Origin of the sequence: Burkholderia sp. MSMB1589WGS (assembly GCF_001636105.1) — a bacterium.
GTDB lineage: Bacteria > Pseudomonadota > Gammaproteobacteria > Burkholderiales > Burkholderiaceae > Burkholderia > Burkholderia humptydooensis.
Genome location: NZ_LNJT01000007.1, coordinates 2,124,428 through 2,150,030, shown reverse-complemented (window position 1 = coordinate 2,150,030; position 25,603 = coordinate 2,124,428). Strand labels below are relative to the sequence as shown.

31 protein-coding genes and 1 tRNA gene are annotated in these 25,603 nt (G+C 65.7%); 23 read left to right on the top strand and 9 right to left on the bottom strand.

Annotated elements, in window-relative coordinates; all coding sequences use genetic code 11:
• Window positions 1–3: 3 nt before the first annotated feature.
• The 9 genes from WT16_RS17845 to WT16_RS17805 are packed head-to-tail and all read left to right on the top strand — an operon-like array spanning window position 4 to window position 9,840.
• A complete protein-coding gene (locus WT16_RS17845; RefSeq protein ID WP_063533883.1) occupies window positions 4–2,367 on the top strand; it encodes a phage tail protein in 2,364 nt (787 codons plus the stop codon).
• Window positions 2,368–2,383: 16 nt separating this feature from the next.
• Window positions 2,384–3,055 (top strand): tail fiber assembly protein, encoded by a 672-nt coding sequence (locus tag WT16_RS17840; RefSeq protein WP_063533804.1) that lies wholly within the window; start codon window positions 2,384–2,386, stop codon window positions 3,053–3,055.
• Between the two features lie 56 nt (window positions 3,056–3,111).
• A complete protein-coding gene (locus WT16_RS17835) occupies window positions 3,112–4,284 on the top strand; it encodes a phage tail sheath protein (RefSeq protein WP_063533803.1) in 1,173 nt (390 codons plus the stop codon).
• A 15-nt stretch (window positions 4,285–4,299) separates the two neighbouring features.
• Window positions 4,300–4,809, top strand: a complete 510-nt coding sequence (locus tag WT16_RS17830; RefSeq protein ID WP_004524455.1) for a phage major tail tube protein — start codon at window positions 4,300–4,302, stop codon at window positions 4,807–4,809.
• A gap of 58 nt (window positions 4,810–4,867) precedes the next feature.
• A complete protein-coding gene (locus WT16_RS17825) occupies window positions 4,868–5,212 on the top strand; it encodes a phage tail assembly protein (RefSeq protein ID WP_004531064.1) in 345 nt (114 codons plus the stop codon).
• A gap of 8 nt (window positions 5,213–5,220) precedes the next feature.
• Window positions 5,221–5,334 (top strand): GpE family phage tail protein, encoded by a 114-nt coding sequence (locus WT16_RS17820; protein WP_004552648.1) that lies wholly within the window; start codon window positions 5,221–5,223, stop codon window positions 5,332–5,334.
• Window positions 5,335–5,336: 2 nt separating this feature from the next.
• Window positions 5,337–8,297, top strand: coding sequence for a hypothetical protein (locus WT16_RS17815; protein WP_063533802.1), 2,961 nt, complete (start codon window positions 5,337–5,339; stop codon window positions 8,295–8,297).
• A 17-nt stretch (window positions 8,298–8,314) separates the two neighbouring features.
• Window positions 8,315–8,740: a phage tail protein gene (locus WT16_RS17810; RefSeq protein ID WP_059934552.1), complete on the top strand. Its 426-nt coding sequence runs from the start codon at window positions 8,315–8,317 to the stop codon at window positions 8,738–8,740.
• The gene (locus WT16_RS17805; RefSeq protein ID WP_063533801.1) at window positions 8,740–9,840 is read left to right on the top strand and encodes a phage late control D family protein; all 1,101 of its coding nucleotides are present in this window, start codon (window positions 8,740–8,742) and stop codon (window positions 9,838–9,840) included. The genes WT16_RS17810 and WT16_RS17805 overlap by 1 nt, the downstream gene beginning before the upstream one ends.
• Window positions 9,841–9,853: 13 nt before the next feature.
• Here the strand turns inward: WT16_RS17805 and WT16_RS35015 are convergent, their stop codons facing one another.
• The 3 genes from WT16_RS35015 to WT16_RS17790 all read right to left on the bottom strand — a co-directional run bounded on the left by WT16_RS35015 (window position 9,854) and on the right by WT16_RS17790 (window position 11,953).
• Window positions 9,854–10,651 (bottom strand): hypothetical protein, encoded by a 798-nt coding sequence (locus WT16_RS35015; protein ID WP_229280561.1) that lies wholly within the window; start codon window positions 10,649–10,651, stop codon window positions 9,854–9,856.
• Between the two features lie 68 nt (window positions 10,652–10,719).
• Window positions 10,720–11,442 (bottom strand): hypothetical protein, encoded by a 723-nt coding sequence (locus WT16_RS17795; RefSeq protein ID WP_004549902.1) that lies wholly within the window; start codon window positions 11,440–11,442, stop codon window positions 10,720–10,722.
• 52 nt (window positions 11,443–11,494) lie between these two features.
• Window positions 11,495–11,953, bottom strand: a complete 459-nt coding sequence (locus WT16_RS17790) for a helix-turn-helix transcriptional regulator (RefSeq protein ID WP_004549901.1) — start codon at window positions 11,951–11,953, stop codon at window positions 11,495–11,497.
• 83 nt (window positions 11,954–12,036) lie between these two features.
• On the opposite strand from WT16_RS17790, the gene WT16_RS17785 reads away from it, so the two are divergent.
• The 14 genes from WT16_RS17785 to WT16_RS31745 all read left to right on the top strand — a co-directional run bounded on the left by WT16_RS17785 (window position 12,037) and on the right by WT16_RS31745 (window position 19,195).
• Window positions 12,037–12,273, top strand: a complete 237-nt coding sequence (locus WT16_RS17785; protein WP_004524462.1) for a hypothetical protein — start codon at window positions 12,037–12,039, stop codon at window positions 12,271–12,273.
• A 3-nt stretch (window positions 12,274–12,276) separates the two neighbouring features.
• Window positions 12,277–12,573: a phage DNA-binding protein gene (locus tag WT16_RS17780; RefSeq protein WP_004549900.1), complete on the top strand. Its 297-nt coding sequence runs from the start codon at window positions 12,277–12,279 to the stop codon at window positions 12,571–12,573.
• On the top strand, window positions 12,561–12,809 hold the full coding sequence (locus WT16_RS17775; RefSeq protein WP_004549899.1) for an ogr/Delta-like zinc finger family protein: 249 nt from the start codon (window positions 12,561–12,563) through the stop codon (window positions 12,807–12,809). The genes WT16_RS17780 and WT16_RS17775 overlap by 13 nt, the downstream gene beginning before the upstream one ends.
• An 85-nt stretch (window positions 12,810–12,894) precedes the next feature.
• The gene (locus WT16_RS17770) at window positions 12,895–13,443 is read left to right on the top strand and encodes a Bro-N domain-containing protein (RefSeq protein WP_038724520.1); all 549 of its coding nucleotides are present in this window, start codon (window positions 12,895–12,897) and stop codon (window positions 13,441–13,443) included.
• 15 nt (window positions 13,444–13,458) lie between these two features.
• Window positions 13,459–13,677, top strand: coding sequence for a hypothetical protein (locus tag WT16_RS17765; RefSeq protein ID WP_004549898.1), 219 nt, complete (start codon window positions 13,459–13,461; stop codon window positions 13,675–13,677).
• Window positions 13,678–13,682: 5 nt separating this feature from the next.
• A complete protein-coding gene (locus tag WT16_RS17760; RefSeq protein WP_038726639.1) occupies window positions 13,683–13,880 on the top strand; it encodes a hypothetical protein in 198 nt (65 codons plus the stop codon).
• 43 nt (window positions 13,881–13,923) lie between these two features.
• Window positions 13,924–14,118 carry a hypothetical protein gene (locus tag WT16_RS17755; RefSeq protein ID WP_004524467.1) on the top strand — a complete coding sequence of 65 codons (195 nt, stop codon included), beginning with the start codon at window positions 13,924–13,926 and terminating at the stop codon, window positions 14,116–14,118.
• 3 nt (window positions 14,119–14,121) lie between these two features.
• Window positions 14,122–14,361 (top strand): hypothetical protein, encoded by a 240-nt coding sequence (locus WT16_RS17750; RefSeq protein WP_004531069.1) that lies wholly within the window; start codon window positions 14,122–14,124, stop codon window positions 14,359–14,361.
• A gap of 168 nt (window positions 14,362–14,529) precedes the next feature.
• Window positions 14,530–14,736, top strand: a complete 207-nt coding sequence (locus WT16_RS17745; protein WP_038724517.1) for a hypothetical protein — start codon at window positions 14,530–14,532, stop codon at window positions 14,734–14,736.
• Window positions 14,737–14,738: 2 nt separating this feature from the next.
• Window positions 14,739–15,098 carry a hypothetical protein gene (locus WT16_RS17740; protein ID WP_004524470.1) on the top strand — a complete coding sequence of 120 codons (360 nt, stop codon included), beginning with the start codon at window positions 14,739–14,741 and terminating at the stop codon, window positions 15,096–15,098.
• A complete protein-coding gene (locus tag WT16_RS17735; protein WP_038724513.1) occupies window positions 15,095–15,349 on the top strand; it encodes a hypothetical protein in 255 nt (84 codons plus the stop codon). Before WT16_RS17740 ends, WT16_RS17735 begins: the two co-directional genes overlap by 4 nt.
• 11 nt (window positions 15,350–15,360) lie before the next feature.
• Complete coding sequence (locus tag WT16_RS17730) at window positions 15,361–18,153, top strand: toprim domain-containing protein (protein ID WP_063533800.1); 2,793 nt, start codon at window positions 15,361–15,363, stop codon at window positions 18,151–18,153.
• 296 nt (window positions 18,154–18,449) lie between these two features.
• The gene (locus WT16_RS35010; RefSeq protein ID WP_223232936.1) at window positions 18,450–18,857 is read left to right on the top strand and encodes a hypothetical protein; all 408 of its coding nucleotides are present in this window, start codon (window positions 18,450–18,452) and stop codon (window positions 18,855–18,857) included.
• Window positions 18,854–19,195, top strand: a complete 342-nt coding sequence (locus WT16_RS31745) for a helix-turn-helix domain-containing protein (protein ID WP_076836148.1) — start codon at window positions 18,854–18,856, stop codon at window positions 19,193–19,195. Before WT16_RS35010 ends, WT16_RS31745 begins: the two co-directional genes overlap by 4 nt.
• 341 nt (window positions 19,196–19,536) lie before the next feature.
• On the opposite strand, the gene WT16_RS34465 is transcribed toward WT16_RS31745, so the two are convergent.
• The 6 genes from WT16_RS34465 to rsmB form a co-directional block, all read right to left on the bottom strand.
• The gene (locus WT16_RS34465; protein WP_197486483.1) at window positions 19,537–19,755 is read right to left on the bottom strand and encodes a hypothetical protein; all 219 of its coding nucleotides are present in this window, start codon (window positions 19,753–19,755) and stop codon (window positions 19,537–19,539) included.
• Window positions 19,756–20,086: 331 nt separating this feature from the next.
• Window positions 20,087–20,162: transfer RNA gene (locus tag WT16_RS17725), tRNA-Phe, on the bottom strand.
• Window positions 20,163–20,221: 59 nt separating this feature from the next.
• Window positions 20,222–20,908: a response regulator transcription factor EsaR gene (esaR, locus tag WT16_RS17720; RefSeq protein WP_063533799.1), complete on the bottom strand. Its 687-nt coding sequence runs from the start codon at window positions 20,906–20,908 to the stop codon at window positions 20,222–20,224.
• The gene (esaS, locus tag WT16_RS17715; RefSeq protein WP_015600104.1) at window positions 20,909–23,317 is read right to left on the bottom strand and encodes a sensor histidine kinase EsaS; all 2,409 of its coding nucleotides are present in this window, start codon (window positions 23,315–23,317) and stop codon (window positions 20,909–20,911) included.
• Window position 23,318: 1 nt separating this feature from the next.
• Complete coding sequence (locus tag WT16_RS17710) at window positions 23,319–23,909, bottom strand: DUF4390 domain-containing protein (RefSeq protein WP_009910945.1); 591 nt, start codon at window positions 23,907–23,909, stop codon at window positions 23,319–23,321.
• A complete protein-coding gene (rsmB, locus tag WT16_RS17705; protein WP_063533798.1) occupies window positions 23,906–25,318 on the bottom strand; it encodes a 16S rRNA (cytosine(967)-C(5))-methyltransferase RsmB in 1,413 nt (470 codons plus the stop codon). Before rsmB ends, WT16_RS17710 begins: the two co-directional genes overlap by 4 nt.
• Window positions 25,319–25,603: the final 285 nt, after the last annotated feature.

Below are 25,603 nucleotides of genomic sequence, written 5' to 3'. Positions count from 1 at the left end.
GGAATGCTCATCAACATCACCGACGCCGGCCGCGCGGCACTCGTCGCCGGCGGCAACACCGGCACGGCCGCGCGCCGCGTCGTCGAAATCGGGCTCGGCGCCGAGCCGTTCGCGTTCGACCGCGGCATGAAAACGATGCCGAACGAGCGCAAGCGCGTGTCCACGTTCGGCGGCGAAAACGTCGCGCCGGACACGGTGCACGTCGTGATCCAGGACGACACGAGCGACCAGTATTCGCTTTACGCGTTCGGCCTGTATCTCGACAACGGCGTGCTGTTCGCCGTGTACGTGCAGGACACGCCGATTCTCGAAAAATCGCCCGCGGCAATGATGCTGCTCGCGACCGATGTCGTTTTCGCGACGATCGACGCGGCGAAGCTCGAGTTCGGGCCGGCGACGTTCCTGAATCCGCCGGCGACGACCGAGCGCAAGGGCGTGGTCGAGCTCGCCACGCAGGCGGAAGTGGACGCCGGCGACGACGACACGCGCGCGATCACGCCGAAGACGGCGAGGCGGCGCTACGCGGCGCTGTCGGGCGCGACGTTCGACGGGCGCGTGCGCGTCGCGGCCGATGTCGACGATCGCGCCGCGCAGCTCGACGTGTCGCCGAAGACGGCCGGCGTCGGCAAGACCGGTAAGGCACGCCTGTTCGGCACGTTCGGCGACGCGTCGCTGCCCGATCTGAGCCCGCGCCTGGTCGCGACGCTGCGCGCCGGATTCGACGCCGGCGCATGGGGCCGCGAGTATGTCGACGTGTGCGTCAACGACGGCACGAACAACGATGCGGCGAGCGACGCGAAGCAGAAGCGTGTCGCGCGCTTCACATCGGGCGGCCGCGTGCTGATCGGCGAGCGCGCGGACGACGGCAAGACCGCGCTGCAGGTGCGCGGCGGCGTCGACGCGTCGGAAGGCGTCACGGCGCGCGCGATCGACGCCGGCGGCGCCGGCGGCCAGTTCCGCGCGGTCTGCGAAGGCTACGGCGCGCTCATCCGCAACGACGGATGGAGCGTGTATCTGCTGTCGACACCGAAGGGCGCGCCGGACGGCACCTACAACGACTATCGGCCGTTCTCGTGGTCGCTGACGACGGGACAGGTGATCGTCGACGGCAGCGGTGCGGGCGCTGTCTTCGGCGGCAACGTCAAGATCGGTCGCGACCTGATTGTCGGGCAAGGCGCCGGGGAGGCGCATATCAGCCTCGGCCCCCTCGACGGCTACCACTACGCGAGCAAGAGCGCGGTCGGCTGGTGGTCGCCCACCCTCGGCTCGTTCCATTACGAGTTCGCGAATCGCACCTTTCGCGTCGACGGGCGGATCGTGTGGCACGAAGGCAACCTCGACCCGCTCGACAAGAGCAAGGGCGGCACGCTGGCCGGCGATGTGTCGTTCGCGCCCGGCAAGCGGCTCGTGCTCGCCGAAGGCAGCCCGGCCGCGCCGTCGCTCACGTTCGCCAACGACGGCGCGCCGGATACCGGCCTCTATCACGCGGCCGATGGCGAGTTCGGCGTGACGTGCAACGCGCGCGCCGTCGTGCGGTTCTCGCCGTCGCTCGTGGCCTTCGAAGAAGCTGTCACCGTGCCGACGCCGCCGGCGGCGGATCGATCGACGCGCGTCGCGACAACGGAATGGGTGCGCTCGGTCCTGTCGGCGACGACGATCGGCCAGATTGTCTTCGAGCCGCGGACAACCGTGCGGCCGGGCTTCCTCAAGGCGAATGGCGTGCTCGTGAACCGTGCCGACTATCCCGAGCTGTGGGCGTATGCGCAGGCGAGCGGCGCCCTCGTCTCCGATGCGGACTGGATGAAGGATCGGTGGGGCTGCTTCTCGACCGGCGACGGCGCGACGACGTTTCGCCTGCCCGAGCTGCGCGGCGAGTTCATTCGTTGCTGGTCCGATGCGCGCGGCGGCGTCGACGCAAGCCGGCAGATTGGCGCATTCCAGGGCGACCAGAACCACACGCACGCGCACGGGGCAGGGGCGAGCGAAGCGCCGGACCACGTGCATTCGGCCTGGACCGACGTACAGGGCTGGCACGACCACCACGGTTGGACGGCCGCAGCGCCAGACCACCAACACATTTCGCCGTGGGGCGAGAACCCGCAGATGTACAACCCGCCGTGGGGAACGTGGGGCTCGCCCAACAACCGTGGCGCGCAAGGCAGCGACAACGACAACGTGTACGGGATGACGAGCCCGGCCGGCAACCACGGGCACGAGTTCAACACCGAAGGCGCCGGAAATCACCAGCACGGCGTCGGCGTCGGCGGCGGTGGCCGCCACGCGCACGCGATCACGGTTCAACCCGACGGCGGCGACGAATCCCGCCCGCGCAACGTCGCGCTGCTCGCGCTGATTCGCGCCTACTAACCACGAGAGACACGACATGCTGATTCACCACTACGACCCGGCAACGGGCGAATACCTGAGCAGCGGCCAGCCGGACGCCGACCCGCGTAACGACGGCCGCTGGCTGATTCCGGCGTCCGCGACGCTCGATGCGCCGCCGGCGCGCACGCCGACCACGTGGCCGTTCTACCGCGACGGCGCGTGGTTCCTGTTGCCGGACTACCGCGGCCGCGTCTGCTATCGGACCGACACGGGCGAGCCGGTCGAGATCGCGATCGCGGGCAAGACGCCGGCCGACCTCGGCCTGACGACCGAGCCGCGCCCGTCCGAGCGGCACGCGTGGATTGACGGCGCATGGACCGTGCCGCCCGAGCTGATCGCGCGCGAGAAGCGCGACGCGGCGATGGCCGAGTTCGAGCGGCTGTTGGCGATCGCGCGCCGGGAGAACCTCGGCAAAGCCGACGCCTACGCGGCGGGCCAGCTCGACGACGAGCAGACGTACTACTTCAAAGCCTGGTCGGCCTACCAGATGGCGCTCGTTGCCGCGATCCAGAAAGACACGTTCCCGGATGCGATCGCGTGGCCCGACATGCCCGCGCCCTGCGTGCCGCCGCCGCCCGAGCCCGTCGCGCCCGAAGGCATGCCGCCCGCCGAGCCGGTCGCCGCCGGCGACGCCGCGCGGCCGGACGCCGAACACGCCCCGGCCTGACGCCGGCCCGATCACCGGGAATCCTCCCGATTTTTACGTAACAGGAGCTGCACACCATGCCGCAGGATTACCACCACGGCGTTCGCGTCATCGAAATCAACGAAGGCGGCCGGCCGATTCGCTCGGTGTCGACGGCCGTGCTCGGCGTCGTCTGCACGGCGGCCGACGCCGACGCGAGCGCGTTTCCGCTGAACACGCCCGTGCTGCTGACGAACGTCGTTGCCGCGCTCGGCAAGGCCGGCAAGAAAGGCACGCTGCGCCGCACGCTCGACGCGATCGGCCAGCAGACGAAGCCGCTCACCGTCGTCGTGCGCGTCGCCGAAGGCAAGGACGAAGCGGAGACGACCTCGAACGTCATCGGCACCGTGACGCCGGAAGGCAAATACACGGGCATCAAGGCGCTGCTCGCCGCACAGGCCTCGCTCGGCGTCAAGCCGCGCATTCTCGCCGCGCCCGGCCTCGATACGCAGCCGGTCGCGGCCGCGCTCGTGGCGACTGCGCAGTCGCTGCGCGCGATGGCCTATGTGTCGGCGTCCGGCTGCAAGACGAAGGAAGAAGCCGCCGCGTACCGCAAGCAGTTCGGCCAACGCGAAATCATGGTGATCTGGCCGGACTGGCTCGGCTGGGACGACACGACGAATTCGACGGCCGTCATTCCGGCGCCGGCGATCGCCGCCGGCTTGCGCGCGAAGATTGACAACGATATCGGCTGGCACAAGACGATTTCGAATGTCGTCGTGAACGGCGTGTCCGGCATCAGCGCCGACGTGTCGTGGGATTTGCAGGACCCGGCGACCGATGCGGGCTACCTGAACGAGCACGAAGTGACGACGCTCGTGAACCGCAACGGCTTCCGGTTCTGGGGCGAGCGCACGTGCTCGGACGATCCGAAGTTCGCGTTCGAGAACTACACGCGCACGGCGCAGGTTGCCGCCGATTCGATCGCCGAAGCGCAGATGCCCGTCGTCGACGGGCCGCTGAATCCGTCGCTCGCGCGCGACATCGTGGAAAGCATCAACGGCTGGTTCCGGCAGCAGGTCGCGAACGGCTACCTGATCGGCGGTAGCGCGTGGATCGATCCGGAGCCGAACACGGCCGACATCCTCGCATCCGGCAAGGCGTACATCGATTATGACTACACGCCGGTTCCGCCTCTCGAAAATCTGGTGCTGCGCCAGCGCATCACCGACCGCTTCCTCGCCGATTTCCCGGCGCGCGTGGCGGGCTAACAGGAGTCAAACGCAATGGGTATGCCTCGAAAACTGAAGGGCTTCAACGTCTTTCACAACGGCGCGAACTTCGTGGGCGAAGTCGAAGAGCTCAACCTGCCGAAGCTCAAGCGCAAGATGGAAGCGTGGCAGGGCAGCGGCATGACCGGCCCCGTGAAAATCGACTACGGCAGCGAAGAGCTCCAGCTCGAGTGGACGTGCGGCGGCTTCATGGTCGAAGTGCTCGAACAGTACGGCGCCGTACAGCACGACGGCGTGCTGCTGCGCTTCGCCGGCGGCTATCGTCGCGAGGACAGCAAGAAGCACGACCAGATCGAAGTGGTCGTGAAGGGCCGCCACGAAGAGATCGACATGGGCACCGCGAAGGCGAAGGAAGACACTAAATTCAAGATCACGACCAACGCCAGCTACTACAAGCTGACCGTGAACGGGCGCGACCTCATCGAGCTCGACTTCGTGAACGCGGTCGAGAAGATCAACGGCATGGACCTCGCGTCGGACCTTCGCCGCGCAATGGGCCTGTAATCGAGCGCCCGCGGCGAGCGCGGGCCATTCCAATTTCACATCCAACCCAGGAAACACCATGACGACCATCGACACCGCTCACATCGAAACGACGGGCCACGCCGCGCCCGACGAGAACACGCACACGCTCGACACACCGATCGAGCGCGAAGGGCAGACCATTACGCAGGTGACGTTGCGCAAGCCGGCCGCGGGCGCGCTGCGCGGCACGTCGCTCGCCGCACTCGTGAATCTCGATGTCGACGCGCTGCGCAAGGTGTTGCCGCGCATCAGCACGCCGACGCTGACCGAGTTCGACGTGGCCGGCATGGACCCGGCCGACCTCGTGGCATTGGGGGGCATCTTCGCGGGTTTTTTGATGCCGAAGGCGCTGAAAGCGAGCATGGAATCCCGGCCCGCGTAGAAGACGCGATGGCCGATATCGCGACGGTGTTTGGCTGGACGCCGCGCGATATGGCCGCCTTCTCCCTGGCCGAATTGATGGACTGGCGCGAGCGCGCCCGGATACGTAGCGGAAACGAGTGACGATGGACAACGCCCTGAAACTGCGCGTGATGTTCGACATGATCGACAACTTCACGAAGCCCCTGAAGAACGTGCTGAACAGCAACAAGGGGCTCGCGCAGGCGCTCAAGCAGACGCGCGGCGAACTCGCCGAGCTCGGCAAGCAGCAGAAGGCCGTCGCCTCGTTCCGCGAGATGCGCACCGGGCTCGCGGGCACAGCGGAGAAGCTCGGCGAAGCGCGAACGCGCGTGAATGGCCTCGCCACTGCGTTGCGTGCGGCCGACCAACCCTCGCGTCAGATGATTGCCGATTTTGAGAAGGCGAAGCAGTCCGCGGCGCGGCTGTCGATCGAGCACGAGAAGCAGTCCGCCCGCGTACGTGAGCTGCGCGCGCAGCTCGCGAGCACGGGCATCGACACGCTCCAGCTCGCCGAGCACGAACGCACGCTGCGCTCGAACATCGCGCAGACCACGGCGGCAATGCAGACACAGACGCGCCAGCTCGAAGCCATGGCCGAGCGCGAGAAGAAGCTCGGCGCGGCGCGCGGCAAGATGCAGGCGCTACAGGGCGTCGCCGGCGGCATGGCGATTGGCGGTTACGCGGCGAAGTCCGCCGGCACAGGCGTTCTCGGCGGTTTGGGCGGCACGTTGGACGAAGCTAAGAAGGCGCAGAACGAAATCGCGCGCATTCAGGCTCTCGGCCTGGGCGAGCAGTCGACGCGGGACGCGGAGAAGTTCGCCCGTAGCATGAAGGTGTACGGTTCGAGCTACACCGACAATCTGACCATGATGCGCGACTCGATGACGATCTTCGCCGACGAGCATCACGCGCAGATGGCCGCGCCGATCCTGTCGCAGATGAAATTCGCGAACGAGGCCATGTACGGCGCCGGGCATGGGGAGGAAAACGAACGCAAGTTCATGAACATGCTCAAGGTGATCGAGCTGCGCAACGGCACGAAAGACGAGGCGACGTTTCGTGACGAGGCGAACCGGGTGCAGAAAGTGATTTCGGCGACCGGCGGCCGCGTCGGGGGCGACCAGTGGATGGAGTTCATCCAACGCGGCGGCGTTGCCGCCAAGTCGCTGTCGAAGGACGCATTCTTCTATCAGATGGAGCCGATCGTTCAGGAGATGCAGGGCGGCACAGCAGGTAACGCGCTGATGTCGGGCTATCAGAATTTGATCGAAGGGCGAACGACGGTACGCGCCACGCGCAAGTTGATGAAGCTCGGCCTGCTGGATGCGAAGAAAGTCGAATACGACAAGAACGGCCACGTGAAGGCGTTCGCGGATGGCGCGCTGCTCAATGCAGAGCAGTACAAATCGTCTCCTTACGAATGGTTGCAGAAGACGCTGCTGCCGGCGCTGGAAAAGAAGGGCATCAAGGGAGACAAGGCAATTCTCAGCGCAATCGGCTCGATCTTCACAAACCGGTCCGCATCGAACCTGTTCGCGACGATGTACTTGCAGCGCGGCCAGATCGCGAAGAACGAGCGTCTGAACAAGGGTGCCGCGGGTATTACCGAACTGGACGCCATTGCGAAACAGCAAACCTCCGGAAAGGAAATCGCCGCGCTCGCGAAGGTAAAAGACCTGAAAGAAGAGATCGGCGAGCGCGTCACGCCGATCTACAACGCCGCGCTCGACAAAACCCGCGAACTGGCCGACAGACTGTTGAAGGCGATTAAGGCGCATCCCGAAGCGACCAAGGCGATTGTTGTTGTCGCCGCCGTGCTCGGCGGGCTACTCGCCGTAATGGGAACCTTCACGATCGTCCTCGCCGGCGTGCTCGGCCCGCTCGCCGTCGTGCGTTTCAGCATGGCGACGCTCGGCATCCAGGGCGGCATCCTGTCGCGCGCGCTCGGCATCGGCGCGGCCGCATGGCGGATGTTCGGCACGGCCGCGATGGGTGCCGGCCGCCTGTTGCTCACGACGCCGATTGGCCTATACGCCGCGGCGTTCGCCGCCGCCGCGCTGCTGATCTACCGCTATTGGGGGCCGATCAAGGCGTTCGTCGGGGGCGCGCTCACGGCGATCGGCGATGCACTGGCGCCGATCGGCGTCGCGCTTCGGGTCGCATTGCAGCCGGTCGGTCGCGCGCTAGCGGCGGCAAAACCGCTGTGGAACGGGCTGGGCGGTGCGCTCTCGACGGTGGCCGGCTGGCTCGGCAAGCTGTTCGCGCCGGCGCGCGCGAGCGCCGACGGCCTATCCGCGGCGGCGGCGGCCGGCCGCGGATTCGGTGCGGTGCTCGGCACGGTGTTGCGCGTCGCGCTCGTGCCGCTCACGTGGCTCGGCCGCGCGCTCGGCGGGCTCGCCGGCCTGTTCGTCGAAGCGATGGGCGACGCGCGTGCGGCATTGAACGGCGGGCTCGCCGCGCTCGGCACGCTGATTCTGAACTGGTCGCCGCTCGGCATGTTCTACCGGGCGCTCGCGGGCGTGCTGTCGCTGTTCGGCGTCGAGCTGCCCGCGAAGTTCTCCGAGTTCGGCGGGCACCTTATCGACGGGCTCGTCGGCGGCATCAGCAGCGGACTGGGCAAGGTGAAAGACGCGATTTCGAATATGGCGAACAGCACGGTGGGCTGGTTCAAAGAGAAGCTCGGCATTCATAGCCCGAGCCGCGTATTCGCGCAGCTCGGCGGCTTCGTCGGTGAAGGCGCCGCGCTCGGCATGCAGGGTGAGCAGCAGCGCGTCGCGAAAGCGGCGCTCGGCCTTGCAACCGTAGCCGTCGCGTCATTCGGCACGCCGGCGCTCGCGAAGCCGATGCCGCCGCTCGTGCAGGCGACCGTGCCGATCGATCGCCGCGCGCCGCTCGCCGCGCCATCCGCGGCTTCATCGCCGGCCGCACCGGCGTCGCCGATCGTCATCAACATCTACCCGCAGGCCGGGCAGGACCCGCACGCGATCGCGCGCGCCGTCGAAGCCGCGCTCGATCGCCGCGAGCGCGCGAAGCAGTCGCGCATCGGCTCGCGCCTGTCCGACTGACGCAACCGGAGCTACGCATGCTCATGTCCCTCGACCAGTTCGTTTTTAACCTGACGAGCGCGCCGTTTCGCGAATTGCAGCGCCGGCGCACGTGGAAGCATCCGACGAGCTCGCGCGTCGGCGCGCGCGACGGCCGCCAGTTCGCCGGCGTCGGCGATGACACGATCACGCTGAATGGCCTCGTCGCACCCGAGACGTTCGGCTCGATCGCGTCGATTCGCGAGCTCGCCGCGATGGCGGACACCGGAGAAGCGTATGTGCTCGTGGACGGCGCCGGCAACGTCTACGGCGCGTATGTCATCGCCGAGCTGAACGAGACGCAGAGCTACCACACGGCGGACGGCACGCCGCGGCGCATCGAGTTTCAGCTCACGATCGAGCGCGTCGACGACGACGTGCTGCGCACAGCGCGCGAGAAGAACTCGCGCAAGGACAAGCGCTGATGGCTACGTCTTCGAACGAACGCACCACGAGGCCGGAATCGCACGACGCGCCGCGCGTCGCGCGCCTGCATCCGCAGCCGGATTACCGCATTTCAGTCGGCGGCCGCGATCTGTCGCGCCTGTTCGCGCCGCGGCTTGTGTCGCTGTCGATATCGGAGTCGCGCTCCGATGAGGCGGACACCATCGATATCGTGCTCGACGACTCGAAAAACGATCTGGACATTCCGAAGCGCGGCGCGACGATCAAGGCGTCGATCGGATGGGCCGGCGAGCCGCTCGTCGACAAGGGCAGCTTCATTGTGAACGAAGTCGAGCACAGCGGCGCGCCGGACATCATCACGGTTCGCGCGCGCTCGGCCGCGATGACGAGCGGCATGCAGGAGCGCCGCGAAAAGAGCTGGCATCGGCAGACGATCGGCTCGATCGTGCATGCGATCGCCGGACGCTACTCGCTGGCGCCGACCGTCGGCGACGCGCTCGCGAAAATCCTGATCGCGCACATCGACCAGACGCACGAATCGGACATGTCGTTTCTGACGCGCCTGGCGAAGCGCTATGACGCGGTGATGAACGTGAAAGACCTACGCCTGCTGTTCATGCCGATCGGCACCGGCCAGACGGCGAGCGGAAAGCAGCTCGACGTGCTCGAACTGACGCGCGCGAGCGGCGACAGTCATCGTTACCACGTGTCCGAACGCGAGAACTACGCGGCCGTGCGCGCGCACTACCATTCGACCGGCCGCGCGAAGCGGAAGTCGGTCATCGTCGGCGGCGAGAACAACAAGAACGTGAAGGTGCTGCCGGAAGATTACGCAACGGAGGCGGAAGCGCGCGCTGCCGCGCAAGCGGAGTTCAAGCGGATGCAGCGCAGCCAGGCGACGATGAGCTACACGCTCGCGCGCGGCCGCGCCGAACTGTTCCCGGAAATGCCCGTGACCGTGTCAGGCTTCAAACCGGAAATCGACGAGACGCCGTGGCTCGTGAAGAAGGCAACGCACACGATCGGCGACGTTGGATTCACGACCGCGCTCGAGCTCGAAATGCGGGACGATCCGACGACGGAGCGGCACCGATCGCATTTCAGGAAAGCAGGAAAATGAAATTCCTTTCGGATCAGGCCGGTGTTGCCCCGAACCAATGTCCGATCCCTTCGCCTCTCAGGTAGTAGAGCTTTACGCCGTTAAGAACGCGTTCCTGATTGTCTCCACCCTCCTTATACTTCGTCACCATATCCATGATTTTGGGTGTCACGGATTTGACGGATATGTCTGGAATAGCAGCAGTTAGGGCAGCAGCGGCCACCAGCACGATGTTGGCGGCGGTATCAGGGGTTCCGTCACTACCGCCGATGAACATGACTTCGAGAAGTTTCCCGGATTCTTTGCTCACACGAGCAATCAAACCCATGTGCTCGTCAAAGTCTGCGCGAACCGTATCTACAACGCTTCCATGGTGTTTGTTGGAGAAACGAGCCCGGAACGGCAAATCCATCGTTTTCACGATCTCATCGAAACGAGCCGCATATTGCTTGGGGGTCATGCCCAAGTCCCGATCCTCATTCGCATTGCCTTCTTTTTCGCCTTTACTTTCTGAACTGGACGATGCTGCCTCGACTGAGGTGGCTACGGCCGGCCGCGACACTCGTTGTTCTGCGGATGAGCTGCTTGCGGAAACATCAGGAGCCGCCAAAGAAGCAACCGCTGAGGAACTGGACGCTGATGCAACGCTCGCTTGCTCCTCCTCTGGAGCAAGCGTCCCAAAGAAGATCATCGACACGGCAAAACCAACAATGCCGGCACCCAAATGAGATGCGAACCCACGGTGCCCCTTGCCCCTCCAGAATTTCGCAAGAGCTCTCCAAACGATGCCCCAAATTAGGATCGTCGCAACAAACAGAAGTAATACTTTCATGAGTTCCCCGGAATGAATAGCGCAATCGTGTGCGCCTGTTAGAAATTATTTTGCGAAAGCGCGACGAATTAGCGCCGGGCTGTGTCCGCTTTCTGCCATGCGGCACCATCACCCGTAGTCGCACACTGTCGGCGCACACCTGCTTGCATGACCACGCTACCGGGCGAATAGCGATTGCCGCCATATTCGCAATGTGGTGATATGGCAGCCACTTGATTCTGCGCGGACTTGTCTGGTCGGTGCATCACAACGTACATCGTCGCAACAACGGCTATCGTCACCGTTACGGCGATCGATACAGCAAGCCAAGGCGATTGCTTTTTCTGTTGCTGTGCCAGCGTGAATTCCGGTTCAATTGGCGCCGTGGCGTCGGCTTGTCGAACCGCGTGGTCGGCCTGTGACTCAGCGGGCGCGAGTGATTGCGGTGCGGCGTGTTTACGCTCGTTGAGCTCCGATTGAACAGAGGCACGCGGGGACTGATCCGCTGACCCGTTGCGTATCCACCCGTCGAGATACCGCATCACGCGTTCAAACAGATCACGCGGCATCTCGTCCATGCTCGAGAATTTGAACACCGTCCTCAAGCGGCGGTACACCATGAGTTTCTCGACACCGGTCTTTGCCTCAAGCTCAAAGACTTTTGCTCCGATTGCGCGCCGTTGGCGTTCGCTGATGTACTGCTTCGATTCTGCCCCGCTATGCAGGTGGATATTGACGTTGGCTTGCGCATTACTGGCCTTTACATCTCCGCCAGCAACCTGCCCGACCTCTCCGCTGAATTTCTGATTCATTACCTTCTTTTTCTCCTACGGCTGGCCTCGCCGTTTGTTTCTCCCAGGTGCGTTAGCTTTCCCGCTTCTTTTTTCGTCCTGGTCCCCCCATGTTGATTGTGAAGGGCGCCGTCACATCGCCAACCACGTGATTCCCGATCTTCGCCCCTTCGAAATTCTGATGAACCGCCTTGGTTTTCGCAGCCTTCGGCGCGACAGGAACCTGCTGCGTCATCCCCCCGATCATGCCGAGCACACCGGCACGCCCCTTCGCGTCAAGCGAGCGATATCCCGCAAGCAAGACTTCCTCGTCTGCCGACAGCTCCGATGCATTGCGCTGCCCTGTCAGCAAATACGCCACATCCACGCCCAGCGCGGCAATCGCTTCCAGATATGAGGAGTCGGGGCGCCGCAAACCGCTTTCATAGTTTTGCTGCGCATCTCGCTTAACCCCTCCAGACGCGGCGAAGTCCGTCTGATTCAATCCAAGGCGCAGACGTTCTTCTCGTAGGCGCTCCGCAAATGAATTCATTTGAATTTAAAATTCGTTGACATGAGGCCAAACGACCGCATATCATGTGTTTGTGCAAGGTTAACGAAGGGAAGTATACCGCCATGCTTCGCAAGAAAGCTCCCGTTACGCGCTCGCCGCGCGGCGTGTTGTCCAACAAGCCCGTGTACATGCGGCTCATGCCGGACGAACGCCGCACGCTCGAAGAGCTGTCCGCGTCCCAAAATCGCTCGACGTCCAGCGTCGCGCGACTAATCTACCTCGAAGGGGTTGAGCGGTATCAGGCCAAAGTTACCGACGCGAGCGCGCAAGCGCACGCAAATCCCGTTGTGGGGCATTGAATCATGCGAAACCCTGCCCTAATCGAGCCAGCGCTTCGCCATGCTCTGCACGGCCCCAAGCGTCAGGACGTGCAACAAGCTCTTGGATGGGATGACTCTCAGGTCAGCCGTTTCCTCAGCGGCGGGCAGGGAGTCGTGATCGACAAAATCGACACGCTCGTCGCCGCAGTCGGCTTCGTGCTCGTCACCCGCAAATACCTTGACGCCGTTGCCACACTTGGCGAAGTGGGTGTGCATTGCGAATGCGCCCGCCGCGGCTACGGCGAATGCCGCCCAGGGAGTTCGTCATGCGAATCCTGAATCGCTGCCCTCACTGCCGCACGCGAGCCACCGCACGCAGCAGCCGCGAAATGTCGCTGACCTTCCGCGAAGTCACGTATCAGTGCAACAACCCCGAATGCGGCCACACGTACGTCGTGAACATGGAGTTCGCACGCACGCTGTCGCCGTCCGGGACGCCGAATCTGTCGCTGAACCTGCCGCTTTCGCCGCACGTGCGCGAACGCCTCGCGCAGCAGCTCGAGCTGCCCGTCTAGCACCCTAACCCGCTTCCGCTGTTTCCCCTCGCATCGTGCCTAACCGGCGCGAGGGGATTTTTTTGCCCGAAGAAAGGAGAAATCCATGCAGCACAACGCCTCATCCGCCGTTCTCGTGTTCGAAACCGTCGAGTTCGACGTGGTCGATATTCACAACGTGCCGTGGCTAAGGGGTAAGCAAGTTGCTGACGCCTTGGCCTACCAAAACCCGCGTCAGGCAATTGACGACCTCTACTCGCGAAACGCCGACGAATTCACCGACGAGATGACGCAGCTCCTCGAGCTCGACACCGCCGGCGGCCGCCAGCAGGTCCGCATCTTCAGCCCGCGTGGCTGCTACCTGCTCGGCATGCTTGCTCGCACCGATCGTGCGAAGTCGTTCCGCGCATGGGTGCTCGACGTACTCGAGGGTCGCCTGGTGCCGCAACAGACGGGACGCCTCACCGTCTCGCAGCGCCTGTCAGCTTTGCGCTACCGCGGCATGCTCGCAAAGGACCTGTCTCGTACCACCGAGCGCGGCGTCGCACTCGAACTGTACGCCAACCTTCGCCACGTCTCCCGGCTCCTCGGCATGTCGACTACGGACCTCGACACGCTCGCGCCCGGCCTCAAGCAACAGTCCCTCGCCAACTGAAAGAAGGAGACGAATATGGCGACCTCCGCTGCCGCCCCGCTCATTTTTCCCTTCATCGTCTCTGACCTTCCACTCGAGAAACGCCGCGAATACCTACGGAAGCTCTGGAACGCCGACGTCGACGCCATCGTGTTTCTCGGCGCCGCCCGCAAGCTCGGCTACGCGCTCGGCGGCCGCTGGGATGCCGCGACCGACATGCCGGCGCTCGTTCCGACCATCCGGCTTCTGCACTGATCACGATGCGCGCGCCTCTCTCCGAGCTCGAGCTGCGCGCGGCCTGGTCGCGCCTGCGCATGGTCGGCGACTTCGACATGGCTCCGCCCGCGGTTCGCCTTGTCGTCGAATCCGCGGCGCGAGCGATGCAGAGCCGCGAATACGTCCGCTTGCGGTGCAGCTTCGACGCGAAACGCTGCGCGGCAAATGACACCAACGACTGACCCATCTGCGCCGGCCGCCGGCGCATACATGAGGAACCACACGATGAAGCCCTACGTTTTCGGTGTCGGCGTACTGCTGATGCTCTCTTTTTCACTCACGGGCATTCACTGCCTGACCGCCGACGTGCTGCGCCTGTTCGATGTACGCCACGCACGCACCATCGCGTTCGCGGTCGGCGTCGCCGCATTGGTCGCCCTGGTCGCGGCGTTGGCCTGGTCCGTTCCGCCGCGGAGGTAAGCCATGACGCTCACGGAATTCTTCGCCGAGATCGGCAACGACCACCTGCGCTTCCAGCTCCTCGAACAGTCCATGACGGACATCCGCGCCATGCGGCGGGGAACGCTCGTCTCGTTCGCAACCGACGCGATCACGACGGCCGAAGCAGCGCTCGGCGCGGGCCGTGTGGGCTTGATCGTATGGGCTGATCGCGCCGCATACGAACGCGCGGCGACCAAAGCCAATCAAGCCAAGCCCACATAGCGCCGCGCCGGCCGCCGTCGACGAGCTCGAGGCGATCCGATCACGCGCTGTCGCGCTGCATCGCCCGATAGCGCATCCACTTTCACGCCGCGCGCACTCCCCGATGCCTCGGGGCGCGGCGCTTTTCCGGGGCGGTCCGCACGACGCCCCGGCTTTTTCGAGGGTGACATGAACCTGTTTGCTGAACCCCTACCGTCGGACGACATGGATGCGGACATCCGCTATCGGCGCGCCTGCCGCTACGTGACGTTCGATCAAATCGCAGAACTACGAGCGCTGAAACGTCACGGGTACTTCCCGTGGTCGCACGCTGCTTTGTGTATCGATGTCTGCTCGCGCCTGAATGCGCTTGGCGGCCTCGCCGGGGAGTGGTGAGCATGACGGCCGCATCGATCCGCTACGAGCTCATGACGACCGCCGGCCTTCGCACCGTGATCGGCGATCACGTCGTGATTCCGAACGACGCCGGCGCAACCTTCGGCATTCACATGGAGCGTCACGCGCCGCACGGCCACCCCGAAAAGTGGGCTGTCACGCATCTTGCGTCCGGCATGGCGGCCGGCGTCGGCCCGACGCGCGACGCCGCGATCGCCCACGCGGCCGCAAACCTCGAGCGCAACAAACGCCGGCTGCGCGACATGCTCGATGAAGCCATGACGGCACGCGCCGATCTGCAAATCGCCGTGCATCGAATCCAACAGAACGAACACGCCATCCTCGGGAGGATTCCCGCATGAACCACGATCCGAACCGCGCGCCGCACGACATCGCGCTCGCCTCCGCAATCGCCGCGGCCGCCGGCACGCTGCGCTTCGACAACAAGCCGGGCAGCCTTCAACGGCAATGCATGCTCGGCCTGTTCGTCGCCGCGCTCAGCGACCGCCTCGCCCTCGCCTTCCCCGAATCCGCCGCGGCGTTGCACGCCGTCGTGTTCAGCCCGGCCACGACCGGCAACCCCACCGACCGCACACCGCAGCAACCCAAGTAGCAGACACAGAAATGGCCACGATCGACGAACTGAAACAACGAATCGACCTGCACGACCTCGCCGACCGCCTCGGCCTCAAGCGCGGCCGCGGCGGCGACAAGGCGCTCTATCACTCGCCGCAGCACGAGGACAAAAGCCCGTCCCTGTCGATCTACGTGAACCACCCAAAGCACGGCACCGGCTGGCGCGATCACAGCGCCGATGCCGGCGGCTCGTGCATCGACCTGGTGATCCACGCGCGCGGCGGCACGGTCGCCGACGCGGTGCGCTACCTGCACGACGCCTACGGCATCCCGCTCGATCGACCGGCGCCGGCGGAGCGCCGCGAGAAGTCGACCGTCGAATACATCGCCGACCGCTGCCTCGCCGAGCGCGACCGCGTGCGCGAATACCTCGGCGGCCGCGGCATTTCGGCCGCGGCAATCGACGCCGCGTTCGCCGCGCGCTCGCTCGGCTTCAACACGTGGACGAGCTCGAAAGTCGCCGCCGGCGAAGTCGGGCACGCCGGCCCGGCCGCCGCATTCATCGTGCGCGAGCCGGCGGACGGCCGTGTCGTCGCCGTCGACATGCGCTATGTCGACCCGGCGCTCAATGGCGGCGTCAAGACGCAGACACAGGGCGACAAGGCCGGCTACGGCTGGACCGCCGATGCCCGGCGTCTCGACAAGGCGAAGCGCGTATTCATCGTCGAAAGCGCAATCAATGCGCTGTCGATCGACACCTGCGCGATGCCCGGCGCAGCGGCGCTCGCGCTGCGCGGCCTCGCCAACGTTGACGCGATCGACTTCTCGTCGCTGCGCGGTAAGCAGGTCGTGATCTGCCTCGACAACGACGAGCCGTTCGCGGACGGCCATCCGCGCGCCGGCCACCGTCCCGGCCCGGAAGCCGCGTGGGCGCTCTACGAGCGTCTCGCGAGCCTCAACATCAGCGCCGTGCTCGTCGACCAAGCCGGCTGGCTTGCCGATCTGGCGGACGGCGAAACGAAGCAGCAGCCGATCAACGACGTGAACGACTACCTGCAACTGCGCGGCCCGGTCGAGCTGGCGCGCGCGCTCGAGCAGCTCGAGCCGTGGCTCATTGCCGGCCTGGCTGGCGACGCGTCGCGCCGCGGCCGACCCCGCATCTTTCTGCCGTCGCACGACTTCGCGCAGTACTGGCGCTTCCGCACACGCCCCGACTTCACGAGCTACATCACGAAGATGGACCGCAACGAGGAATCCGGCGTCGAGACGCCCGTCATGACGGACCTGTGCGGCTTTCGCATCGCCGGCATCAGCCGCGTATCGGTCGCGAGCGCGACGTCGACGATGACGGGCGACGCCGACCAGGCGCCGACCGTCTACTTCGCCGTGTCCGTGCAGACGCCGCGGCATGGCGCGCAGCTCGTCCGCCGCGTGATGCTCGACGACCAGCTCCACAACGTCGACCAGTGGGGCAAGTTCGGCCCGATCTGGGCACCGGCGCCGTTCAAGCGCATGGTCAACATCCTCGAGCGCGGCGCCGACCTCGGCGCGCGCCAGGCCGCGAACTTCGTCGGGCTTGCATGGCGCGACGGCCGCCTGATCGTCAACGAGGGGCCGGACTGCTACTTCACCGAAGCCGACAAGCAGTGCCCGTATCACAACCTGACGTTCCCGAGCGGCCCGGTCAGCGACGCACGCCGCGTCATCACGGCCTACCAGACGACGTTCAAGCAGAATGCGGCGACCATCCCGCTCGTGTGGGCGCTCGGTGGGCACCTGAAGGCGCTGCTCGGCTTCTGGCCGCACATCACGATCCAGGCGAACAAGGGCGCCGGCAAGTCGACACTCATCAAGCGCCTCGAGCGCTCGCTCGCGTTCACGATGTTCTCCGGGCAATCGCTGCAAACCGAATTCCGGCTGCTGACGAGTATCAGCCACACGAGCCACCCGGTCGGATGGGAGGAACTGTCCGCGCGTCGGCAGGACGTGATCGACAAGGCGGTCGGGCTGTTGCAGGAGAACTACCAGTACACCGTGACGCGCCGCGGCACCGACATGACCGAATACCTGTTGTGCGCGCCCGTGATGCTGGCCGGCGAGGACGTGCCCGTGCGCAGCCTGCTCGGCAAGCTCGTGCGCACGACGCTGACCGGCAAGCGCGGCCCGCTGCTGCCCGACGATCTGCCGCGCTTCCCGGTTCGGCAGTGGCTCGAGTATCTGGCGGGCCTCGATAAGCGCGCCGTGCTCGAGCATTACGCGACATTGCGCGACAAGGCACTTGCGAAATGCATTGCGAGCGGCGCTGATGATGGCGCGAACCGTATGGCCGCCAACTACGCCGCCGTCGCCCTCGCCTGGCGCTATCTGTGCGAATTCGCCGGCATGGACCCGAGCGAGGGCGGTTTTCCGCACGACCTGCTCGCGGAAATGAACAGCCACGTCGCCGAGACGAGCGCCGATCGCGAGCCGTGGGTCTGGATCATGGAAACCGTGCTGTCGGAGATCGACGGCGGCAACTACAAGCACCCATACACCTTCGATACGGTCGACGGCGAATTCTGCCTGCTGCTGCGCACAGGCCACGTGATGGACCACCTCGCGCACACGAGCGCGCTGCGCGACAAATGGAACGGCCTGCCCGTGAAGTCCGATCGCGTGTTCAAGACGCAGCTCAAGCACGCCGGCGTCGTGGTCGGAGAGAAGGAAGTCGAGCGGCGCATCTACACCCGCCGTGTGCCCTACCTCACGCCCGTCTCGCTCGAGCGCCTCGCCGCGTTCGGCCTCCACGTATCGGTGCGCGAAGACCTGGCGACCGACGCACTCGAGCGGAGCCACGCATGACGCCTTCTCAGCCGTCGCGGCCGCCGGGCGGCCGTCCCCCTTCTCCCGTTCTTTCCGGCCGCGTAGCGGCCCTGGAATCGGGTTTCCGCCGCGTGCGCCGATGCGCGCAGCAGTCGGCGCGCGTCGTCACGCGGCCGCCGTTCGGTTCGCTTCCCCCCGTCCCCCCAGCGAGTCGAAACGGCCGGGCAACAGCACGAGCCGAGAGGGAGCGGGGCCGCGCGGGCGGATTTTTCCACAGGGGCCGGGCAGGCAGCGCATGCGAATCGTGGATTTCGCGGGTATCCGCTCGTAAGTCCTTGATTGTTGAGAAGAGTGCCGCCACGTGTCACCCCGCATTTGCCACTAGTCGAGCCGCTTTTGCCATCAGTCCGGTTTTGGCGCGGGCCGCCGCCGTCCTTCTCTCTTCTCTCTCTATTTCATTGAAAAAGAAGGAGAAAGAAAGCGAGGAAGGGCAAGGCATAGGCCGGAACGGACTGCCACGAGTTACAGGCGTTTTGCCATCAGTTACGGACGCTGCCTATTTTTTAGGCCACGAGTTTTTGAGGGTCGCCATGCCTGAATGGTGGCAATTGATGGCAGACGAATATGTTTTGAATCAAACAGTTACCCATAAAAACGACCTCAAACCATCATTCCATGAGTTGCGCTGCGTGTATCCCTTCCACGCGGGCCTGAACGTGAGGCGCTCAAGATGCGAACGATGAATCTGGAAGAAGCGGCAGCGTGGTTGTTCACGACGCCCGAAACCGTGTCCGAATGCATCCGCCGCCACGGACTGCCGGCCGCAAAGATCGGTCGAGCGTGGGTTCTCGTGGATGTCGACGTGATAGATTGGCTCAGACAGCAATACGAAAAAACAGGTGGGAAATGCGGTTCTACAAGCGACAAAAAAATGGCCCTTGGTGGTTCGACCTCAGCATCGACGGCTCGCGAATTAGACAATCTTCTGGCACCTCGGACCGTAGGGCGGCGGAAGAACTTGCCGCCAAGGTTGCGAGCGATTACTGGCGGCAAAAAAAGCTCGGCGAGCGGCCGACCGTAACGTGGGACGCGGCGGTCGTGCATTGGCTCAAGCAGAACCAGCATCAGCGCTCGCTGGAGACCACCAAACAGCGCCTGCGCTGGCTAACGGATCAACTGAAGGGAGAGAACGTCCGCAACATCGATCGCGAACGCATCCAGGCGCTGATCGAGACGAAGGCGGCCGAGAAGTACCGCGGTAGTCCGGTAGCAGGCGCGACGGTGAACCGGCACATGGCCGCGCTCTCGGTCATCCTGCATCACTGCCACGCGGAGGGGTGGATCGACGCGGTTCCCCCGATTCGCAAGCTGCGGGAGAACAGCGCACGCCTGACCTGGCTTACCCGCGCGCAAGCGCAACGGCTACTGGAAGAACTGCCGACGCACCTGCGACAGATGGCGCGGTTTGCGTTGGCGACGGGGCTGCGCGAATCGAACGTGCGACTGCTGGAATGGGCGCAGGTCGATCGAGAGCGGGCGCTGGCGTGGATTCATGCCGACCAGGCCAAAGCCGGCAAGGTGATTTCCGTGCCGCTGAACGAGGACGCGTTGGGTGTGCTGCGCGAGCAGCAGGGGCAGCACAAGCGCTACGTGTTCGTGTACAAGGGAGCACCCATCGGCCGCATCTACAACCACGCATGGCAAAAGGCATGCGTGCGAGCGGGCCTGTCAGGGTTGCGCTTTCATGATCTGCGGCACACGTGGGCGAGCTGGCACGTTCAGGCCGGCACGCCTCTGCCAATCCTTCAGCAGCTCGGAGGATGGGCCAGCTATCAGATGGTGCTGCGCTACGCGCACCTCGGGCGGGACCACGTGGCGGCCTACGCGGACAACATCGGCACACTGCGGCACAAATCTGGCACACCGCCAGAAATAGAAAAGGGTTCCGATTGCTCGGAACCCTTGTCAAATCTGGTGGCCTGGGGCGGAATCGAACCACCGACACGCGGATTTTCAATCCGCTGCTCTACCAACTGAGCTACCGGGCCACGAAGAAAAAAATTATAGCAGTGCACAAAACACCGATCAAGCCCTTTGTGCAAAAAATTTATGCCGCGCCTTCGGCCGGCTTCTTGCCGAGTTCGACGCCGAGCTGCTTGAGCTTGCGGTACAGGTGCGTGCGCTCGAGGCCCGTCTTCTCCGCGACGCGCGTCATGCTGCCGTTCTCGCGCGCGAGGTGATATTCGAAGTACGCCCGCTCGAACGCGTCGCGCGCCTCGCGCAGCGGAATGTCGAACGGGATCGCGGCCGTCGTCTGGCCCCCAAGCGCCGCGGACGGATCGTCGCCGAACGTCGGCAGCACGGCCGCCGACGCGACCGACGACAGCCCCGCCGCCGGCTTCGCCGCCGTGCTCGCCGGCACCGGCGCCGCGCCGCGCGCGAGTCCGTGCTCGACCGACTTCAGCAGCTTCTGCAGCGTGATCGGCTTCTCGAGAAAATCGAGCGCGCCGATCTTCGTCGCCTCGACGGCCGTGTCGATCGTCGCGTGCCCCGACATCATGATGACGGGCATCGTCAGTTGTCCTTGGCTCGCCCATTCCTTCAGCAACGTGACGCCGTCGGTATCGGGCATCCAGATGTCGAGCAGCACGAGATCGGGCGCATGCCGCAGCCGGTAGTCGCGCGCGGCCTGCGCGTTCTCCGCGACGTCGACGACGTGCCCTTCGTCGCTGAGGATCTCCGAGAGCAATTCCCGGATGCCCATTTCATCATCTACCACCAGGATGGTTGCCATTTACGCTGCCTTTGTCTGCACAGTTGCTCTTGTCTTGGCGGGTGCCGTGCCGCCGTTCGTGCCGCCCCCGGCGCCCGCCGCATCGTCCGCGAGTTGCAGGAACAGGATCGAGACCTGCGCGCCTTCCACGACGTCGCCGTGCATGCGATTGCGCAGATCGATCCGCGCACCATGCTCGTCGACGATCTTCTTCACGGTCGCGAGGCCGAGCCCCGTCCCTTTCGCCTTCGTCGTCACGTAAGGCTCGAACGCGCGCGTCAGGATGCGCGCCGGAAAACCCGGACCGTTGTCCGAAACGGTCAGCCGAACCGCGACGCGCGTTTTGCCGTCCGCGTCGGGATCGCCATATTCTACTGTCTTGGTTTCGAGCAACACACGGGGATGCTCGACGTCGGCGACCGAATCCTGCGCGTTCTGCAGCAGATTGTGGATCACCTGACGCAGTTGCGTCGCGTCGCCGCGGATCACCGGAAGCGGCGCCTGCTCGACGACGATCGTGCTCTTGCCCTCGCCGACGCCGTAAAGCGTCAGCACTTCGCTCACCAGATCGTTCAGTTGCAGGTTGACGAGCACCGCGGGCGGCGTGCGCGCGTAATCGCGGAAATCGTCGACCATGCGCTTCATCGCGGCCACCTGATTGACGATCGTCGTCGCGCCGCGCTTGAGCACGTCGGCGTCGGTCGGCGCGAGCTTGTCGGAGAGCTTCATCTGCAGGCGCTCGGCCGACAACTGGATCGGCGTGAGCGGATTCTTGATCTCGTGCGCGAGCCGCCGCGCGACTTCGCCCCACGCGACCGAACGCTGCGCGGAGATCACGTCGGAAATGTCGTCGAACACGACGACGTAGCCGGACGTCTGCGGATCGTCGGGCTGGCCGGGCGCCGCCGCCGTCGACACGAGCCGCGTGCCGCGCACGAGCAGCGTCAGCGGATCGGCCTCGCCCGGCACCTCGACCGCGAACTGCTGCTGCCAGTGGCCGCGATCCTCGCCGCTGCCCTGGCCCGCCGCCTCGCGATCGGCGAACGCCTTTCTCACCATCGCGCCGAATTCCGCGACGACGCCGATCTGATCGAGCGTCGTGCCGATCAGCGAATTGAACGGCTGGCGGAAGATCCGCTCGGCGCCGCGATTCGCGGTCGTCAGGCGAAACTGGCGGTCGAGCACGAACACGCCTGCCGTCAGGTTCGCGAGAATGCTCTCGAGATACGTCTTCGAATGCTCGAGCGCGACGCGGTTCTTCTCGACCGCGAGGCGCGCCTCCGACAACTGCCGCGTCATCGCGTTGAACGACTGCGTGAGGAAGCCGAGCTCGTCGCGCGTCTTGATCTCGCGCTTCGGCGTATAGTCGCCCTCCGCGACTTCCTTCGTGCCCTGCGCGAGCAGGAAGAGCGGCCGCGCGAGCTGGTTGCCGAGCGCGAGCGCGATCATCATCGCGATGAACGTCGCGAGAAAGAGCGCGAGCGTGAGCGTGCCGATGTACATCTTGCGCAGCCCGCTGCGGCCGAGCGCCTTCTCCTGATATTCGCGATACGCGCGCTGCACGGCGTCCGCGTTGCGCGCGAGCGTCGGCGACACCGGCTGCGTGAGCTGCAGGAAACGCTCGGCGGGCTGCAACAGCAGCGTCGACGAATCGGGAATGCGCTGCACGACGCGCAGGCGCAGCGCGCCCTTCGATCCGCGCGCGCGCGGATCGCCGTCGACCTCGCCCTCGATCGCCGCGAATGCGCCGTGCTCGCGCGCCTGGCTCAGCATCAGCGGCGTCGGCATGTCGTCCGGAATCAGCGCGGCGAAGTTGCCCGATGCCTGCGCGATGATGTGCACGTCGGGCGACGCGCCCGTGCCGCGGCCCGGCTCGACGATTGTCGCGTCCTGCACGCCGAACTGGTCGCGCAGCCGCAGCAGCGTGAGCGTCGTGCCGTTCGTGTTGGTGTCGGCGCTCGCGAGCTGCTCGGACATCAGGCGCGCCTTCGTCTGCAAGTCGGCGAGCGACGTGTCGAGCATCCCGCGCCCGAGATTGAGGCCCGCGGTGAGCGCCGTCTCGACGTTCACGTCGAACCACGATTCGATGCTGCGCGATACGAACTGATACGACACGATATAGATGATCCCGCCCGGCACGACGCCGACGAGCGTGAAGAACACCGCGAGCTTCGCGAGCAGCCGCGTGCCGAACTTGCCCTTCCTCAGCCGCGCGACGATCATCCCGACGAGCCCGAGCACGACGAGCAGGAACACGAGCGCGACGATGATGTTCGCCGAGTAGAGCCACGAGTAGTAGCGATCGAAGAACTCGGTGTTCGCGCTCGCGGCCGCGAGCAGCACGAGCAGCAGAAGCGCCGTGATCGCGACAGTCGACACGATCACGCGTATCAGAAAACTCTTTCCGCTCGTTGCGCGGCGGACGCGCATTTTACTTAGCACGCTCGGCCACCGTGAAAATGAAACGCTTCCAGTCGGAAACGAGATTCCAGTCGCGGTTGTTCACCGCGTCCACCTGGAACGGCTTCGGCATCAGCGCGGTATCGAGCTGCATGCGCACCGACGCCGTATACGTCTCGCCCGAGCGCACCTGGCCCTTGTCAATCACGTGCCAGGACGTCACGTGCTTGACCACCGCGAGCGCCTCCTTCAGCGACGGAAAGCCGAGCTGCAGGCCGCCCGTCGATACCCGGTATTCGCGCGTGAGCGGCTGGAACGACAGGCGGATCGTCTGCGACACCGACACCGGCTGCTCGTCGAACCAATACCAGCGCGCGCGGCTCAGCTCGAAATCGGTCGTGAAGTAGAGCGGCACGCCTTTGTTCACCGCATCCTCGAGGCTGCTGTTGAGCTCGAAATCGAAACGCGCGTCGAGACTCCAGCCGCCGCCGTCCGACTGCAGCGACGCGCGCTGCACGGCGATCGTATCGGCGTGCGCGGAAGGAACGGCAGCGAGACACAGCGTCAGCGCGACCCATAGCACGGCCGCGAGCCGGAGTGGAAAGAAGCGTTTGATCGTCACCGTTTCTGAAAGCGCGCGTAGAAAAATCCGTCGTGATCGACATGCCGGCCGGGCTCGCCCGATCCCCCGACGGCCGGCGCCCCGCCTGTCGCGCCCTGCGGCAGCAACTGCCCGGGCGCGTCCAATCGTACCGCATCTTGACAGGCGTCTCCAAACCAGCGCGCCTGCAGTTCGCCCTCGTCCGGAAAGATCGAGCAGGTCGCGTACAGCAGCTCGCCGCCGGGTTTCACGAGCGGCCAGAGCGCGCTCAGAATGCGGCGCTGCTCGGCGACGAGCGCGGGAATGTCGGCCGCGCGGCGCAGCCAGCGGATGTCCGGATGACGGCGCACGATGCCCGACGCGGAGCACGGCACGTCGGCGAGGACCCGGTCGAACGGACGCCCGTCGTGCCATTGCGCGGGGTCTCCTGCGTCGCCGACGCGCACGTCGGCCGCGAGCGACAGCCGCGCGAGGTTCTCGCCGATGCGCGGCGCGCGCGCCGGATCGCTTTCGAGCGCGACGACTTCGGCGTGCGCGAGTTCGAGAATGTGGCCCGTCTTGCCGCCGGGCGCCGCGCACGCGTCGAGCACGCGCATGCCGTCGCGCACGCCGAGCCATTCGGCCGCGAGCTGCGCGCCCGCGTCCTGCACCGACACAAGGCCGTCCGCGAAACCCGGAATGCGCTCGACGGGCAGCGCCGATGCGAGCCGTATCGCGTGACGGCCAATCTTCTCGGCGTCGATCCGCTCGGCGCGCAACACGTTGAGATACGCTTGGGCCGTCATGCGGCGCGCGTTCACGCGCAGCGTGAGCGGGCCGGGGGTGTCGCCCGAGGCAAGAATGCGCTGCCATGCATCGGGCCACGCGCGCTCGACAGCGTCGATCCACCACGGCTCGTAGTTCCAGCGCGCGCGCCGATCGGACTGCAGCCGCTCGAGCCACGCGGCCCGCTCGCGCAGGAACCGGCGCAGCACCGCGTTGACAAGCCCCTTCGCAAACGAGCACTCGCGGCGCGCGCCGATCGCGGTCACCGCCTGATCGACGACGGTGAAGGGCGTGTAGGCGGCGTGCTCGCCGTCGTCGACGAGGAGCGCGAACGCGCAGACGAGGAGCGCATGCACGTGCGCCGGCGGCGCCTTCGCGACGAGTTGCGCGATCAGCCAGTCGGCCGTGCCGCGAAGGCGCATCGCGCGATACGCGATGTCCTGGATCGCGCCGCGCGCCGCCGCCTGTGCGTTCGAAGACATCGATGCGTGGACGGCCGCAAGCGCAGCGGGCAGCGCCGCGCCGCGATTGACTGCGTCGACCGCTTGCGCGGCGCCGTCGAGCGCGAAGCCGAGCGAATCGGGGACGAGATGCAGCGCCGACAGGCGCGGCGCGCGAGCGGGCGCGCCGGATGCGCGGGAACGGGAAGGGCGAGTCTGGGTCATCGGATCAGCAGTGCCTGCGGCACGCGGTCGCGCCGGGCGGTGGTAGGGGTGTGCCGTGGTGGCCGGCCCGCGGCCGGTCGGCTGTAAGCGGGGTATTGTAGCGCGGCGGGGATCGGGTTTCGGGTGGCTGGGTGCGCGATGTGCCATGCGCGCTCGGTACGTTCGGCGCTTCGGCGCTTCGGCGCAGTTTCGGCACGATCCGCCGCCGCCCAAGCCGCGTTTCGCCACCCCGATCAACCGAACGAGCGGCCGCCCAAAACGCCGAACCTCGCAGCGCGATGCATG